Here is a 16198-nt window from a genome sequence, read left to right as displayed (position 1 = left end):
TTACGGAGCCTGTCAGGAGTTCTACATGCAAAATTCAGAGAAACTCTCCTTTGATGCGCCAAATTTACCGAAAGGCGGTGGTGCAGTCACAGGATTAACCGGCAATATGGGCGCTGTTGGTCCGGATGGTGCCGCTACTTTTAGTTTGCCATTACCTATTAGCCAAGGTCGTGGTTATGCACCCGCGTTAGGATTGGCTTATCACAATCAATCAGGTAACGGTGCTTTTGGTTTTGGTTGGTCTGTGGGGGTGATGTCAATTCGTCGTGATAGTAGTAAAGGTGTGCCAACATATACTCAACAAGATGAATTTGTTGGTCCTGAAGGTGAAGTGATTGTACCGGTTGTTAATAAAAAGGGCGAAATTGAAACTTTACAGCGTAGTGAATTATTAGGTGTGAATTTATCGCATCAATATCAAGTGACTGTTTATCGCTCTCGTATTGAAAAAAGCTTTAGTCGTTTTGAGTGTTGGTCACTTAATGACAAGAACGCACCCGCAAATACGCCAAAACAGTTTTGGGTGATGTTAAGTGCAAATGGCGATGTGCATTTATTTGGTTATCAAACCACCGCACAACTTTTTGATAGTGAAGAAAATAGTCATATTGCTCAATGGAACCTGAATGCTTCAGTCTCTTCTACCGGTGAGCAAATAGAGTATCAATATCGTGCTGAAGATGAGCAAGGTTGCGATAAGCAAGAGACTCAAGCACATCCACATGCCAATACACAGCGCTATTTAGAGAAAGTCTATTACGGTAATCCTATTGGTGAAAGAGCCTTTTCATGTATTAAAACCGATAACTCACTGCCAAATAACGCACTGTTTACCTTGGTATTTGATTACGGTGAACGCAGTAGCGCATTAGCAACGTATCCGCAATGGCAAAGTGGTTCAGCATGGGCAGTGCGTAAAGACTGTTTTTCTCAATTTAATTACGGTTTTGAAGTGCGTACTCGTCGCTTATGTCGCCAAGTGCTGATGTATCACCGTTTAGAAAGTTTAGATCAGCAAAGTGCCAAAGCGGAAACACCAGAATTAGTCTCAAGATTAACACTGACTTACGATGAATCAGCATCAGGTAGCATGTTAGTTTCAGCGCAGCAATCGGCATTTAATAACAATAAAGATGCACAATCGCTGATGACATTACCCCCCGTAAAATTTGATTGGCAAAAAGTGGGTTCTGCTCAACAAGCACAGTGGCAATCATTAGATGAATTGGCGCAATTTTCACCACAACAGCCTTATCAATATGTTGACCTATTAGGTGAAGGGCTTGCTGGTGTGCTGTATCAAGACAGTGGTGCTTGGTGGTATCGCGCTCCGATTAGAAAAGAAGATCAGCAAAACCCAAATGCAATGACATGGGATAAAGCGCAGCCATTGCCGATGATTCCTTCATTACGCGGTTCGGCAATGCTGACGGATATTACCGGTGACGGCAAATTAGAGTGGTTAGTGACACAAGGCAATGTGAATGGCTATTACACGCAAGATGAAGAAAAAGCAGAAAACTGGCTAAATTTTGTGCCTCTTAATGCCTTTCCGATGGAATATTTTCATCCTAGAGCGGAATTGACCTCATTAACAGGCAGTGGTTTTGCTGATTTAGCGTTGATTGGTCCTCGTAGTATTCGTCTTTATGCCGGTTCAGCGCAAGGCTGGAAAAAAAGTAAAGAGATTATGCAGGCTGATGGCGTCACTTTGCCGATTAAAAACGTTAATCGACGAACTTTAGTGGCATTTAGTGATGTATTAGGTTCCGGTCAACAACATCTGATTAAGGTGGATTATCAAGGTGTGACGTGTTGGGTGCATTTAGGGAATGGTAAGTTTAGTACTCCTATTACTCTTACGGGTTTTTCTGCTGATCGCGTGAAGTTTAATCCTAATCAGCTCTATTTAGCGGATTTAGATGGCAGCGGTACAACGGATATTATTTATGCTCAATCCACTCACTTAGAGGTCTATTTTAACCAAAGCGGTAATCAATTTGTACGTGGTGACGATATCGCGCTACCTAAAGGGATGCGTTTCGATAACCTTTGCCAATTACAAATTGCCGATGTGCAAGGGTTAGGTGTTGCCAGTATTTTATTAACCAAATTGACACCTAAAGCACAACATTGGGTGCTCTCTTTACAAAATGAAAAACCGTGGTTGTTAAGCTCGATTAATAACAATATGGGCATGGTTCAACATCTGCATTATCGCAGTTCAGCGCAATGTTGGTTGGATGAAAAATTAGCAAGAAAACAGCAGGGTAAAGAAAAAGCCGTCAGTCATCTGCCTTTTGCGCTGCATACTCTGTGGCAAATTGAAACCGTTGATGAAATAACACAAAGCCGTTTAACGCAAACTCATAACTATCGCCATGGTGTATGGGATGGTAAAGAGAAAGAGTTTCGTGGTTTTGGTTGTGTTGAAGTCACTAATGCGGAGTCATTTAAAAGCGAAGAAAACAGCGCGGATAAAACCCCAAATGCATTAACGCGCCAGTGGTTTTTTACCGGGAAGCCGTCTGTTGATGCCAAATTTGCTGATGAATTTTGGCAGGGCGATAACGCGGCATTTCCACAGTTTTCTCCTCGATTTACGCAAGGTGAAGGCAGTGCAGAAAAAGAGTGCGATAGCGATTTACGCCAACAACAAAATTATTGGCTTGAGCGTGGACTGCAAGGCACGTTAATAAGAAGTGAAGTCTATGGATTGGATAATTCAACGGTATCAACCGTACCTTATGCCGTAACAGAACAGCGCCCACAAGTGCGTTTAATTGAAGCGCAAGGTCGCTCACCCGTGGTGATGCCATCGGTGGTTGAGAGCCGTGCTTATCATTATGAGCGTATTGCGTCTGATCCTACTTGTCATCAACAAGTTACCTTAGAGCAAGATGGCTATGGTGTTGTCTCTAAAGCGGTTTCTGTTGATTATCCAAGACGCGCTAAAGGCGAAAAAAATCCGTATCAGCATTATGAGAGTTTGCCAGATACCTTATGGGCATCAAGTTATGACCAACAGCAACAAAGCTTACGTTTAAGCTTATCGCGTCAAACTTGTCATCATCTTGATATTTCAGAAAAGCAGATTTATCAGCTCGGCATTGCGAAGGCATCTCGTCACGATATTTGGACTTTTGGCGCTGAAAAACAGCCTAAAGAGGGCATCACGCTAGAAGCCTTATTAGCCAATGATAGTCTGTTAACACAAAAATCCGCATCCGTATTTGCCGGTCAACAGCAGTTTGCCTATATGGATGCTGATAATAAAGCAACCTTGGAAATACCTGATTTCCCAATTCGTTTGGCTTATACAGAAATCGCAGAATTGGATGAAGAGACAGCAACAGCATTATCGCAGCCTTATCCTCAATTACAGCTTGATAAAGTACTGAAAGATGCGGGTTATCTGCAAGCAAATTATCAGTTTGCTGATGAAAAAGAGAAAGAGAAACAGCTGTGGGTAAAACAGTTATTGGGTATCACAAAATATGGCTCTTTAGCTCAATTTTACAAACCGTTGGTTTATACCAAATCAAGCCTATCTGGTTCTTATAAGTTACAGTGGGATAATCAATTTTGTGTGTTAGTGGGTAAGGAACTACCTGATTATAGTCAGGATTTTAATCTCACTTACGATTGGCGTTTTTTATCACCTAATTCGATTACTGATGCTAACCATAATATTCATCAGGTCACTTTTGATGGTTTTGGTCGTGTGACGACGACGCGTTTTTCAGGAACGGAAGACGGCAAACAAAGCGGTTATAGCGATAAAGCGTTTACTATGCCGACAACCATCGATGGGGCTTTAGCGTTGACATCAACGTTGCCTATTGCCACAGGTTTTGTGTATGTGACAGACAGTTGGATGTCAACATCAGCAAAATTACCACCTCATGCATTGCAAATCATGACAGACCGTTATGACAGTGACTCACTGCAGCAAATTCGCCAGCAAATTGCTTTTAGTGATGGTTTTGGTCGCTTACTGCAAACCTCTATCAGAGTGGAAGCCGGTGAAGCCTTTTTGCGTAGCGATAATGCCACACTGAGGGTTGATAAAAATCAGCGAGCACAACAAAAAAGCACCGCGACGCGTTGGGCTATTTCAGGTGAAACAGAGTATGACAACAAAGGGAATGTAAAGCGGGTTTATCAACCTTACTTCCTTAATGACTGGCGTTATCTCGCTGATAGTTCGGCTCAACAAAACCGTTTTGCTGATACTCACTACTATGACGCATTGGGGCGTTTATATCGGGTTATTACTGCCAAAGGTTATCAGCGTAATACCCTTGCCACACCTTGGTTTATTGTGCAGGAAGATGAAAATGACACTTTAACATAAGGTGATGAAATGCGGGTTATTGCCTCTTCTTACTCTAACCCGCTTAACGTAGGAATTTTATTATGCTGGTCGCAATCCCATCTGAAAGCGATGCTCTCGCTTGGATGATTATCGGTGGATTTTCAGCCTGGGGCGGTATCGTGAGGTATTTAATGGAAATAAAACAGAAACAAATAAAGTGGTCTTGGTGCGGAATTACCAGCCAAGTGGTTATCTCAGTTTTTACTGGGCTATTAGGGGGCTTGTTAAGTTTTGAAAGTGGAGCAAGTCGCTATATGTCTTACATGATTGCAGGGCTATTTGGTTCAATGGGAAGCACAACACTTATTTGGTTATGGAATCGTGTTTTTGGTGTGAACAATCTTAAGGAGCCAAAATGAGCACTTATATATTGAGTCAACGTAGTCAAAATAATCTAAACGATGTACATCAAGATTTAATTCGTGTGGTTTTTCTGGCTTTGACATTGAGCAAATATGATTTTGTGGTGATTGAAGGCGTTCGTTCATTAGAACGGCAAAAAGAGTTAATGAAACAAGGAGCGAGTAAAACCCTCAATAGCCGACATTTAACCGGTCATGCGGTGGATATTGTACCGTTAGTTGATGGTGCTATCCCTTGGCAAGATTGGTCGGCTTTTGAGTCAGTGGCACAGGCAATGAAACAAGCGGCTCGTCAATTGGGGGTCTCTATTAATTGGGGCGGTGATTGGGTTTCACTGCGTGATGGCCCTCATTATGAACTTTGTCGAGAGATTTACCCATGAATATAGCTTGGCTATTACGTTGGGGCGTTAAAGGAGGCGTGCTATTCATCATTATTATCACGCTTCTGGTTATTCGCTATCAACACAATCAAATCAGTAAACTGTCTGATCAAAACAGTCAGCTTGAATATCAGCAAAGAACATTGCAATCCCAATTATTGCAATGGCATGAACAAGCGCAAAACGTATCTGAAACCCTTAGTCATCAACAAAAGGAACAACGCTATTTAGAGGAAGAAAATCATGCAATACGTCAAGAGTTGCATCAACTTGTGGCACAAGCACCTTGTGCTGGCGAGCTTGTGCCTGATGCTGTTATCAGGTTGCAGCAAAACGCCATTAACAACAACGCAGCGCGCCGATAAATTTATTCCTCAACACTTATTATTACCGTGTTCTGCACCGTTATTTAACGTGAGTGTATGGGGTGATTATCCCGATTATGTCGCCCGTTTATTATTGGTATTAGAAAAATGTAATAGCGATAAAAAAGCAGTAGAAACATTATTATTATCAACGAGCTAATAAGCAGATAACAAAGAAATTAAGGAAATATTATGAACAAATTAAGTCAACAACGCTATTCACGAACCCCCAGCGTGGTGATCCATGATAATCGTGGAGTGTCCATTCGTGAAATTAACTATTGTCGTCATCCTGATTCACTGGATAAAACCGATGAACGTATTACGCGCCATCACTATCATGCGCGTGGTTATTTACAACACAGCATTGATGCAAGACTGTATGACACACAACAGTCAGACGCCAGCATTCAGCCTAATATTCAACAAACGGTGAGTTTAGGTGGCGCCATTGCTTTATCTCAAGGGGTTGATAATGGTGTGAGCTTTACTCTTAATGATATTGAAGGTCTAGCGGCACAACAAATTAATGCACAAGAAACGGTGATGATTTATGAATATGCTGATCAACGTTTTGTGCGCAATTTAGAAAGTATTAAAGAAGGAAAGTTGGGTGAAAATAATACGAGGATGATACAACGACTTAAATGGGCATCATATAGTGATCAATCTAGTGCTAAAAATCAGGTAGGGAAATGTATTCGGCACTATGATAGTGCAGGGCTAAAAACCTATAACAGTTATTCACTACAGGGTGATGTGTTATCCGAAACGCAACAACTGCTTATGATAGGTGGGTATATTGATTGGACGCCTGGCAACTCAGGCGAGAACAATATTCAAACAGCCGAAAAGCACATTACCCAACGTATTTGTGATGCCACCGGGGCGGTATTAACAGAAACGGACAGTGCGGGTCATCAGCGTCGTATTGCCTACGATATTGCCGGTTTTGTTAAACAATCTTGGCTAACGTTAAAAGGGCAAGCAGAACAGGTTATTTTACGTTCACTCACCTATTCAGCCGCGGGGAAAAAACTGCGTGAAGAGCAGGGTAATGGATTAGTCAGCACCTATGAATATGAACCAGAAACACAACGTTTATTGCATATAAAAACAGAGCGCCCTCAAGGTCATGCATTAGGGGCAAAAATTATGCAAGATCTGCGTTATGAGTATGATGCGGTGGGCAACATTATTTGTTTGAAAAATGATGCAGAAGCCACTCGTTATTGGCGTAATCAGAAAGTGGTGCCAGAGAATCGCTATATTTATGACTCACTGTATCAATTAATTAGTGCAACAGGGCGTGAATCCGCCAATCAACAAACGCCTGCTTCAATGCAATCTCAGCCTGTGACAACGTTAGTCAAAGATACGCAAAGCTATACTAATTACACCCGTTTCTATACCTATGATAGAGGCGGCAATTTAACGCAAATTCGCCATAATTCATCGATCGCACAACAAAGCTTCACTCATAATATTTGTGTCTCTAATAAGAGCAATCGGGCATTGCTTGGATCACAATGTTCAGACCCCCAAAAAGTGGATAGCTATTTTGATGCCAGTGGTAATTTAACGACGTTGTCAATGGGAGATGAATTAACCTGGAGTGCACGTAATACATTAGAGAAAACGACCCATAGNCAGTGCGGGTCATCAGCGTCGTATTGCCTACGATATTGCCGGTTTTGTTAAACAATCTTGGCTAACGTTAAAAGGGCAAGCACAACAGGTTATTTTACGTTCACTCACCTATTCAGCCACGGGGCAAAAACTGCGTGAAGAGCAGGGTAATGGATTAGTCACCACCTATGAATATGAGCCAGAAACACAACGTTTATTGCATATTAAAACAGAGCGCCCTCAAGGTCATGCGTTAGGGGCAAAAATTATGCAAGATCTGCGCTATGAGTACGATGCGGTGGGCAACATTATCTGTCTGAAAAATGATGCTGAAGCCACGCGTTACTGGCGTAATCAAAAAATCGTGCCTGAAAATCGTTATATCTATGACTCACTGTATCAATTAGTCAGTGCAACAGGGCGCGAATCCGCCAATCAACAAACGCCTGCCTCAATGCAATCTCTGCCTGTGACAACGTTAGTCAAAGATACACAAAGCTATACTAATTACACCCGTTTCTATACCTATGATAGAGGCGGCAATTTAACGCAAATTCGCCATAATTCATCGATCGCACAACAAAGCTTCACTCATCATATTTGTGTCTCTAATAAGAGCAATCGGGCATTGCTTGGATCACAATGTTCAGATCCACAAAAAGTGGATAGCTATTTTGATGGCAGTGGTAATTTAACGACGTTGTTAATGGGAGATGAATTAACCTGGAGTGCACGTAATACATTAGAGAAAACGACCCATAGTATTAATAGTCATTCATTTAATAATGAAAGTTACTGCTATAACAGCTCAAACCAACGCACGGTAAAAATAAGAGAACATAATATTCCTAATGTTCGGCAAAGTGGTGATAGTGAAAGAATAGAGACAATGTATCTGCCAAATATTGAAAAATGGCACTATAAAAAAACGGATCAATCTATTAAGCAAAAATATGATGTAGTACAAATTCACACAGGTACAAGTGCTAATGTCAGAGCGCTATGTTGGGAAATCGGTTTACCTAAAGAGATTGAAAATAACCAACTGCGTTATAGCTATGATGATGGCATAGGTAATAGTGGGCTAGAAACCGATGGTCAAGGACAGTTGGTGAGCTATGAAGAGTATTATCCTTATGGCGGTACTGCGATTTGGTTTAGCCAANTAATATTAATAGTCATTCATTTAATAATGAAAGTTACTGCTATAACAGCTCAAACCAACGCACGGTAAAAATAAGAGAACATGATATTCCTAATGTTCGGCAAAGTGGTGATAGTGAAAGAATAGAGACAATGTATCTGCCAAATATTGAAAAATGGCACTATAAAAAAACGGATCAATCTACCAAGCAAAAATATGACGTAGTACACATTCAAACAGGCACAAGTGCCAATGTCAGAGCGCTATGTTGGGAAATCGGTTTACCTAAAGAGATTGAAAATAACCAACTGCGTTATAGCTATGATGATGGCATAGGTAATAGTGGGCTAGAAACCGATGGTCAAGGGCAGTTAGTGAGCTATGAAGAGTATTACCCTTATGGCGGTACCGCGATTTGGTTTAGCCAGAATGCGCTAGAAGCGACCTACAAAACGATCCGTTATTCCGGTAAAGAGAAAGATGCAACAGGGCTTTATTACTACGGTTATCGTTATTATCAACCGTGGGTGGGGCGTTGGTTAAGTGCAGACCCCGCGGGTACGGTGGATGGGCTGAATTTATACCGTATGGTGCGTAATAATCCCGTCACGTTAATTGACAACAACGGCTTGCTCAGTACGGGGCAGGAAGCCCGAAAATCAGTGGGCGAAGCATTTGTTCATCCTCTGCATATGCCTGTCTTTGAGAAAATTTCCTTAAAGGAAAATATTGCAATGAGCGTAAGGGAAGCTGGCATTTATACTATTTCAGCACTGGGTGAAGGTGCCGCAGCAAAAGGCCATAATATTCTTGATAAGACGATTAAACCTAGTTCACTAAAGTCTATTTATGGTGATAAAGCTGGATCTATTCTTGAGCTAGCAAAAAGTAGTGGTTTCGTTGGCCGAGTAGGTAAGAGTGATGCATCTGGTATAAAGGGAATTTATGCGCACAACAGACCGGTAGGTGAGGATGCGGTTTATCCAGTTAGCCTGCAAAATACTTTTGATAATGACCTGGTTAATGCATGGACAAAATTTAAAATCATCACGCCTTATACTGGTGATTATGACATGCACGATATTATTAAATTTTCTAATGGAAAAGGGTATGTGCCTTCAGCGGAAAGTAGTGAGGAAAGAGAAGTAAAAGATCTGATTAATAAAGGTGTTGCAGAGGTCGACCCTTCCAGACCTTTTGAATCTATATCGATGAACGTTATTCGCCATGGTCCTCAGGTAAACTTTGTTCCCTATATGTGGGAACATGAGCAAGATAAAGTTGTAAAAGATAATGGTTATCTGGGTGTTGTAGCACGTCCAGGTCCATTCCCTGTGGCAATGGTACATCAGGGCGAATGGACGATTTTTGACAATAGTAAGGAACTGTTTAATTTCTATAAATCTACAAACACCCCTATTCCAGAACACTGGTCTCAGGATTTTGTTGATAGAGGGAATGGAATGGTTGCCATTCCCCGACATGCTGCAATTCTTGATAACCTGTGAGCCTGTGCTTTGTAAGGTGGGGGAATTGATGCGCGGGTAACGATAGACGGCACTGCATGGGAAGTTGAACCGGATATGGCGGGTGAAACCGTCATTCTGCTGTAGTGGCTGTTTAACGAAGAGATGTATGTGGAGTTTACCTGGTGGCTTTAACCAGTTTAAGTCGCGTTAGCGTCTTAAACAGAAAGCTAGCCTATATACATCAAAATAAAAATATTATTATTTTTTAATAATACTTAAAGGCTAAGGACTGAGTTCGATTAAATTAATCACAAGGTACTTAGCCTAGAAACCGATTACTCATATATGCTAATGACTAAGTATATTTATTCGCTATTAATGATTAATAAAATAATCATTAATGATAAAGAGAAAACCATACGGAATTAAAAAGATGTCAAATCAATTATTACATATTCGAACACCCAGCGTGGTGATCCATGATAATCGTGGAGCGTCCATTCGTGAAGTTAACTATTGTCGTCATCCTGATTCACTGGATAAAACCGATGAACGTATTACGCGCCATCACTATCATGCGCGTGGTTATTTACAACACAGTATTGATGCCAGACTGTATGACACACAACAGTCAGACGCCAGCATTCAGCCTAATATTCAACAAACGGTGAGTTTAGGTGGCGCCATTGCTTTATCTCAAGGGATTGATAATGGTGTGAGCTTTACTCTTAATGATATTGAAGGTCTAGCGGCACAACAAATTAATGCACAAGGTACGGTGACGACNCGTGGGTGGGGCGTTGGTTAAGTGCAGACCCCGCGGGTACGGTGGATGGGCTGAATTTATACCGTATGGTGCGTAATAATCCTGTGACATTGCATGATCCTGATGGACGAATGCCATTAAAAGAAGATACTTTAGCATCTACAAGTACAACTACAAGTACAAGTACAAGTACAAGTACAAGTACAAGTAAAACGGCTAATTTATCAGAAGCATCTGCGCATGCTTTAAATACTCATCATTTTGTTAATAAGTTATCAACAGAATATAAAGAATTAACAGAATATAAAAAAGGCTTCATATATGGGATTAGTAAATTAGGTAAAAATTTCAAAATAATATCGACGCCAGACCAGCAATCGGAGCAATTAGTGATTACATCACATGGTGGATATTTCCCTGGGCAGAGTGAGATTTCTCCACCAGAAGGAACGACATTGCATTTCTTGAATCCACATAAAACGTATTTACTTGATCCTAGAGTATCTAATTTCGCGACAGGAAAAAATAAAACATTTGTTTCTATTACGAGTGAAGATACGATCCCGAAAACACAAAATGCGCTTGATATTTTAAATAGCCAAGGATTATGGAGGCTATCAGGTAGTCATTCAAAAGGAAAAGTAAAAGACTACGTAATATCAAAAGATGAATCCGATACAATTGAATCTGTCGCTACGGCATTATCTTTAAATAGAGAATTTTTAATATTGGATAGTAAGACGGTGAGATCTGATTTTCTAATAGTCAGAAATAGGAAAGATATAAAGAGCTTACTATCAAATGTAACATTAGGAAGAGTTTTAAAAGAATTAGAAAAAAATGATATCAGCTATAAAAATATCATGTGTGGTTTTTGCCGAAGTAACATACTGAGTTACAACGAAACTTATGATGTGAATTATCACATTCTTTAGAACAACTTAAACCTGTAAATAAATAGTGTTTTTAATAAACATATTATTAGTCAGTCTCAAAGACGATAAGATAAGCTTCGGCAATAACTTATCTTGGGAAACAAGGCACGAAGATCGATCATGTCCAAGAAAATGTCGCTACATTTGATTATAATCTTGAAGCTAAGTTGCCTAGTTTCTCCGGCAGGCTGGTTATAGTTATGCTCTATTGGCCAAGGATTCAGGAAAAGTTAATGTGAAAGTATTGTCGGAAGATGTGACTATCGATATGAAGACGAACAAAATTAGTTTTCTTAACTCAATGAAAACTCGTTTACATTAATGCATCGTAATTACAGAGTGACATCAATGACGATTGTATATTGCTATATTGTAATCACGTTAAAATATACAACCCAGAGAGACAGCATTTCTGTCTCATTTGGGGTGTTTTTACTTCATACCGATAATTTGAATCTTTTTAATAAAAGATAAAATAAAGTATTAAAAATAAATTTACTTATTGTTTCAATAATCAATCATCATTTAATAAATATTAAATGACTATTTTAGTCCCATTTTGTTATTAAATTAAATCGCGATATTGCTCACAAATATTAATAAATGGATATTTAATTATCTATTTTTGACTAATATCTATTGTGATTGAAACGATCATTATATTTTAAAAACTTTTAATAATTATTGAGGATTTTTTATGAAGAAAAATAAACTTATGGTATTTACTGCAACGTTATTATTATCATCAGCGGGTTTTGTTTCAACAGTGTCAGCTGATGTCACATTAAAACATGGCTATATTGATGTCCCACCAAGCCGTGCAGTGTTATGTAAAACGACTATTCCTAATAGTAATAATATAAAATTTAATAAAAATTGTGGTCCTGTACAATATGAGCCTCAATCAGTTGAAGGGCTTAAAGGTTTCCCTGAAGGTGGACCTGAAGATGGTAAAATTGCCAGTGGTGGAAATGAAACATTTTCTGCATTAAATGAGCAGAATGCTGATCGCTGGCATAAAGTCGCAATGAAAAGTGGAGAGAATACGTTTAAATGGACATTAACGGCAAAACATAGCACCACATCATGGCGATTTTTTATAACTAAACAAAATTGGGATGTCAATAAACCACTTACTCGAAACTCTTTTGATTTAACACCTTTCTGCCAACAAAATGATAATGGTAAAATACCAACAGAAACCGTAGAGATAAATTGTAATATACCTGAGCGTTCAGGTTATCAGGTTATTTTAGGCGTTTGGGATATTGCGGATACAGGTAATGCATTTTATCAAGTTATTGATGCTGAATTTAAAAAATAATCGATTTAATTTAATGTAGATAATTATTTAATATCAATAAGAGTATTAGTTTTTATACTATTTATTTTAAAATGTAAATAAATTCTCATTTAAATTTAAATGAGAAATCATCTTTTTTATTTAATAAAAAAGATAACCATTTATTATCATTATTTAATTAATAGCGCCTTGACATGGGCGCTATTTTCATTGAACCGACTGGAAATCCCACGCACACAATGCTACTTTCTACGATATACCTATAATTATTTAGCTTAAAACCAACATCATTGAGGTGCGATTATGGAAATCTATTTAGATACCGCGGATATCGAAGAAGTCAGAAAACTCTCTCAAGTTCTTCCTATTGCAGGTGTCACCACCAATCCTTCCATTATTGCTAAATCCGCACAAGATATTGAAACGCTATTGCCTGAATTAAAAACGGCAATGGGAGGAAAAGGTCGTCTATTTGCACAGGTTATTGCCAGTGATGTCGATACCATGATTGAAGAAGCTTTGCGCATTGGCAATATTGCCGATAATACGGTGATTAAAATTCCGGTTACAGAGGCCGGGCTTGTCGCCATTAAACAATTAAAACAAAAAAATATGCTGGTATTAGGTACGGCAATTTACAGTGTGTCTCAGGGATTAATGGCGGCATTAGCGGGCGCGGATTATATTGCCCCTTATGTGCATCGAATGGATAGACAAGGCTCTGATGGTGTAAGAGTGGTAAAAGAGTTACAAACGCTGATCACCATGCATAATTTACCAACAAAAATCTTAGCCGCGAGTTTTAAAACACCACGCCAAGTGGTTGATTGTTTATTAGCGGGGGCATCTTCGGTGACATTACCGATAGAACTTGCTTACTCTATTATTCGCTCACCCGTGGTGGATGATGCAGTAAATAGATTTGCTGACGATTGGCAAACTGCATTTGATCGTCGTTTCTTATAATCAAATGAAGAGTATGAGATTGAGTGCTATAACGCTATATAGCACTTAATTTATCGATGAGGACATATAGAGATATTTATCTTCACTTTTACTAATGTATTAATAACGAGATTAATATAGCTTAAAATAAACGAATATTGATTTACATCTAATAATAAGCCACCTTTCTGGTAATCTAAATTCAAATCTATTACTATAATGTTAGTCTATAAATGGATTATTAATATAATCTATTTGTTTTTTGTTTTGTTGTTAAAAATAGCTTTTATATCAATGTATTATCGTTTTTTTGCTTAAAGTGTTTTTTATATTTTAATATTTAATTAAATTTTTGTTTTTACTCTGTTTAATTGTTATTACTTTGGCTTTAATAACAAAATAATAAATTGTGACGGGCGTGTTAATTAAAGAGTTTGGTTGTTAAAAAATAAATTAATATTATATTGATGGGGTAGTTAACTTACCTAATTAACAGGGAAAACCGATACTCCGCGGTGCAATGATAATTAACATATTCAGTTATTATCTTTATTTAGCGATAAATAAAATTTTATTTGTGATACTGGAGTAAATATGTGTGAAGAATACATGAATAAGCCACTCTATCTTTCAATTGCTGATTGGGTTCAAGAGCAAGAACGTTGGGTAAGTGCAAAGGAAATTGCAAAAAAATTCGATATTCCTCAATGCAACGCAATTAATATCGTCTCTTACATTCTTTCTGATGTAAAAGAAATTGAGTGTGAAACGAAAAGCGTACCTAACCAATTAGAAGGTAGAGGTTGCCAATGCCAACGTATGATCAAAGTGAGCCATATTGATCCTCAGCTTTATTCCCGTATAAAAGGACATGTTCAGGGCAAAAGTAGTCAAAGCTCACCTGAAAAATTAGCAACGATGATCCCTCATGGATTAAACCATGAGCAAAAGTGGCAATGGATGTTGTCAAAATCACAACGCCGCTAATTTAAGTAACTTTGCTTCATAACTAGATAAATTGAATAATGACGACAGGCGCTTGTAACGCCTGTCGCTGTTTGTTACTGACCTTTCGGCTTGACACCTGTTGTGCCACGTAAACGTGGGCGATGAGGTTCAGGAGCCGTTAATGGCGTTGTTTCCACTAAACTTTGACGACAACGTACCGCTAAATCTTGATATTCTCGGGTATTCATCCGCTTCCATTCCATGTCTTGATCGGTAATATCACGGAAATGTTTTGCAGGACTGCCCATTAACATTTGACGGGGTTGCCCTTGAAAACCCGCTTTTACAAAGCTCATTGCCGCAACAATGCTTTCTTCACCAATGACTGCACCATCCATAATCACACTGTTCATGCCAACTAAACTGTCGCGCCCGATAATACAACTGTGAAGGATCGCACCATGTCCAATATGTCCATTCTCCCTGACGATCGTATCCATATCGGTATAACCGTGCATGATACAACCGTCTTGAAGATTTGCGCCTGCCTCAATAATTAAGCGCCCATAGTCGCCTCTTAGTGAAGCTAAAGGGCCGATATAAACGCCAGCACCAATAATGACATCACCAATTAAGACAGCTGAGGGATGCACATAAGCTGTCGGATGTACGACGGGAACAAGATCTTCAAACGCGTAGATACTCATCAGTTTTCCTCATTGTTGTATTATCGAGATTAACGATAATTACCGTCCTTTCCATTCAGGTGCGCGTTTTTCAGCAAAGGCTAATGGCCCTTCGGTGGCGTCTTCTGAATGCAAAACACGTGGATAATGTGTTAGCACGCCACTGCGCATAAGCTTGTAACCTTCTTCAACAGAAAGCTCGCTGGTAGCGCGATAAATCTCTTTTAATGCAGCTACAGCCAGTGGTGCACTATTCGTGATTTGATCGGCAAGTTCGCGTGCGCTGTCCATGAGTTCAGCGGAGCTAACAACACGGTTTGCAATACCCCAACGAAGTGCTTCATCAGCATTCATACGACGACCAGTCATCAGCATTTCATTGACAATAGCCGGTGGTAAACGTTTAGGTAAACGTAGAACACCACCACTGTCAGGTACAATCCCTAACTGTGCTTCAGGTAAAGCAAATGAGGCGTTGTTTGAACAAACCATCATGTCGGCGGCGAGTGCTAATTCAAAACCGCCACCAAAAGCATAGCCGTTAACGGCGGCAATGACAGGTTTATCAAGATCAAAAAGTTCAGTTAACCCCGCAAAACCGCCTGCACCAAAGTCTGCATCAGGGGCTTCACCTTCTGCAGCTGCTTTTAAATCCCACCCAGCGGAGAAAAAGCGTTCACCAGCACCGGTAATAATCGCGACACGTAAATTGGGATCATCACGAAAACGTAGAAAAACTTCACCCATTTCATGACTGGTTTTTGCATCAATCGCGTTGGCTTTTGGGCGGTCTAATACAATTTCAAGTACGGAACCACGGGTTGTAAGATGTAATGATTGGCTCATGTTCTGTTCCTTTTCGTCATCAAAAATAAGCAGTTATGA

At 39.5% G+C, this 16198-nt stretch carries 13 protein-coding genes and 3 pseudogenes; 14 read left to right on the top strand and 2 right to left on the bottom strand.

Going from position 1 to position 16198, the window contains the following annotated elements:
• The first annotated feature begins 25 nt into the window (after window positions 1-25).
• From DK865_RS17980 to caiF, 14 genes and pseudogenes are all read left to right on the top strand, one after another.
• A complete protein-coding gene (locus tag DK865_RS17980) occupies window positions 26-4357 on the top strand; it encodes a SpvB/TcaC N-terminal domain-containing protein (protein WP_109392491.1) in 4332 nt (1443 codons plus the stop codon).
• Between the two features lie 62 nt (window positions 4358-4419).
• A complete protein-coding gene (locus tag DK865_RS17975) occupies window positions 4420-4737 on the top strand; it encodes a phage holin family protein (protein WP_109392490.1) in 318 nt (105 codons plus the stop codon).
• Window positions 4734-5123, top strand: a complete 390-nt coding sequence (locus DK865_RS17970; protein WP_109392489.1) for a M15 family metallopeptidase — start codon at window positions 4734-4736, stop codon at window positions 5121-5123. The genes DK865_RS17975 and DK865_RS17970 overlap by 4 nt, the downstream gene beginning before the upstream one ends.
• On the top strand, window positions 5120-5488 hold the full coding sequence (locus tag DK865_RS17965; RefSeq protein ID WP_109392488.1) for a DUF2570 domain-containing protein: 369 nt from the start codon (window positions 5120-5122) through the stop codon (window positions 5486-5488). The genes DK865_RS17970 and DK865_RS17965 overlap by 4 nt, the downstream gene beginning before the upstream one ends.
• Window positions 5433-5648 carry an Rz1-like lysis system protein LysC gene (lysC, locus tag DK865_RS17960; RefSeq protein WP_109392487.1) on the top strand — a complete coding sequence of 72 codons (216 nt, stop codon included), beginning with the start codon at window positions 5433-5435 and terminating at the stop codon, window positions 5646-5648. The genes DK865_RS17965 and lysC overlap by 56 nt, the downstream gene beginning before the upstream one ends.
• Window positions 5649-5680: 32 nt before the next feature.
• Complete coding sequence (locus DK865_RS17955) at window positions 5681-7189, top strand: RHS repeat domain-containing protein (protein WP_109392486.1); 1509 nt, start codon at window positions 5681-5683, stop codon at window positions 7187-7189.
• Between the two features lie 196 nt (window positions 7190-7385).
• Entirely contained in the window at window positions 7386-8351 is a 966-nt protein-coding gene (locus DK865_RS17950) for a hypothetical protein (protein ID WP_323368387.1), read from the top strand.
• Window positions 8352-8521: 170 nt separating this feature from the next.
• A pseudogene (locus DK865_RS17945) lies at window positions 8522-9769 on the top strand (RHS repeat domain-containing protein); the annotation flags it as partial.
• Between the two features lie 21 nt (window positions 9770-9790).
• Window positions 9791-9871: pseudogene (locus DK865_RS18930) on the top strand (hypothetical protein); the annotation flags it as partial.
• Window positions 9872-10519: 648 nt separating this feature from the next.
• Window positions 10520-10633, top strand: a pseudogene (locus tag DK865_RS19095) (RHS repeat-associated core domain-containing protein); the annotation flags it as partial.
• Window positions 10628-11431 carry a putative adhesin gene (locus tag DK865_RS17935; RefSeq protein ID WP_407681502.1) on the top strand — a complete coding sequence of 268 codons (804 nt, stop codon included), beginning with the start codon at window positions 10628-10630 and terminating at the stop codon, window positions 11429-11431. The pseudogene DK865_RS19095 and the gene DK865_RS17935, both read left to right, overlap by 6 nt.
• Before the next feature lie 697 nt (window positions 11432-12128).
• The gene (locus DK865_RS17930; protein WP_109392481.1) at window positions 12129-12755 is read left to right on the top strand and encodes a lytic polysaccharide monooxygenase; all 627 of its coding nucleotides are present in this window, start codon (window positions 12129-12131) and stop codon (window positions 12753-12755) included.
• Window positions 12756-13037: 282 nt separating this feature from the next.
• Window positions 13038-13700: a fructose-6-phosphate aldolase gene (gene fsa / locus DK865_RS17925; RefSeq protein WP_109392480.1), complete on the top strand. Its 663-nt coding sequence runs from the start codon at window positions 13038-13040 to the stop codon at window positions 13698-13700.
• A gap of 573 nt (window positions 13701-14273) precedes the next feature.
• Entirely contained in the window at window positions 14274-14666 is a 393-nt protein-coding gene (caiF, locus tag DK865_RS17920; RefSeq protein WP_023582988.1) for a carnitine metabolism transcriptional regulator CaiF, read from the top strand.
• Between the two features lie 74 nt (window positions 14667-14740).
• On the opposite strand, the gene caiE is transcribed toward caiF, so the two are convergent.
• Both caiE and caiD read right to left on the bottom strand, forming a co-directional pair.
• Window positions 14741-15334 carry a carnitine operon protein CaiE gene (gene caiE / locus DK865_RS17915; protein WP_023582987.1) on the bottom strand — a complete coding sequence of 198 codons (594 nt, stop codon included), beginning with the start codon at window positions 15332-15334 and terminating at the stop codon, window positions 14741-14743.
• Between the two features lie 39 nt (window positions 15335-15373).
• Window positions 15374-16159 (bottom strand): crotonobetainyl-CoA hydratase, encoded by a 786-nt coding sequence (gene caiD / locus DK865_RS17910; RefSeq protein WP_109392479.1) that lies wholly within the window; start codon window positions 16157-16159, stop codon window positions 15374-15376.
• Window positions 16160-16198: the final 39 nt, after the last annotated feature.

Origin of the sequence: Proteus cibi (assembly GCF_003144405.1) — a bacterium.
GTDB lineage: Bacteria > Pseudomonadota > Gammaproteobacteria > Enterobacterales > Enterobacteriaceae > Proteus > Proteus cibi.
Note: the sequence above shows the minus strand (reverse complement) of the source record. Positions and strands in the feature narration are given on the sequence as shown.

What these genes read in the sequence shown, in the direction of transcription:
- DK865_RS17980 (WP_109392491.1), top strand. Translation starts at nt 26, where the DNA reads ATGCAAAATTCAGAGAAACTCTCCTTTGATGCGCCAAATTTACCGAAA.
- DK865_RS17975 (WP_109392490.1), top strand. Translation starts at nt 4,420, where the DNA reads ATGCTGGTCGCAATCCCATCTGAAAGCGATGCTCTCGCTTGGATGATT.
- DK865_RS17970 (WP_109392489.1), top strand. Translation starts at nt 4,734, where the DNA reads ATGAGCACTTATATATTGAGTCAACGTAGTCAAAATAATCTAAACGAT.
- DK865_RS17965 (WP_109392488.1), top strand. Translation starts at nt 5,120, where the DNA reads ATGAATATAGCTTGGCTATTACGTTGGGGCGTTAAAGGAGGCGTGCTA.
- lysC (WP_109392487.1), top strand. Translation starts at nt 5,433, where the DNA reads ATGCTGTTATCAGGTTGCAGCAAAACGCCATTAACAACAACGCAGCGC.
- DK865_RS17935 (WP_407681502.1), top strand. Translation starts at nt 10,628, where the DNA reads ATGCCATTAAAAGAAGATACTTTAGCATCTACAAGTACAACTACAAGT.
- DK865_RS17930 (WP_109392481.1), top strand. Translation starts at nt 12,129, where the DNA reads ATGAAGAAAAATAAACTTATGGTATTTACTGCAACGTTATTATTATCA.
- fsa (WP_109392480.1), top strand. Translation starts at nt 13,038, where the DNA reads ATGGAAATCTATTTAGATACCGCGGATATCGAAGAAGTCAGAAAACTC.
- caiF (WP_023582988.1), top strand. Translation starts at nt 14,274, where the DNA reads ATGTGTGAAGAATACATGAATAAGCCACTCTATCTTTCAATTGCTGAT.
- caiE (WP_023582987.1), bottom strand. Translation starts at nt 15,334, where the DNA reads ATGAGTATCTACGCGTTTGAAGATCTTGTTCCCGTCGTACATCCGACA.
- caiD (WP_109392479.1), bottom strand. Translation starts at nt 16,159, where the DNA reads ATGAGCCAATCATTACATCTTACAACCCGTGGTTCCGTACTTGAAATT.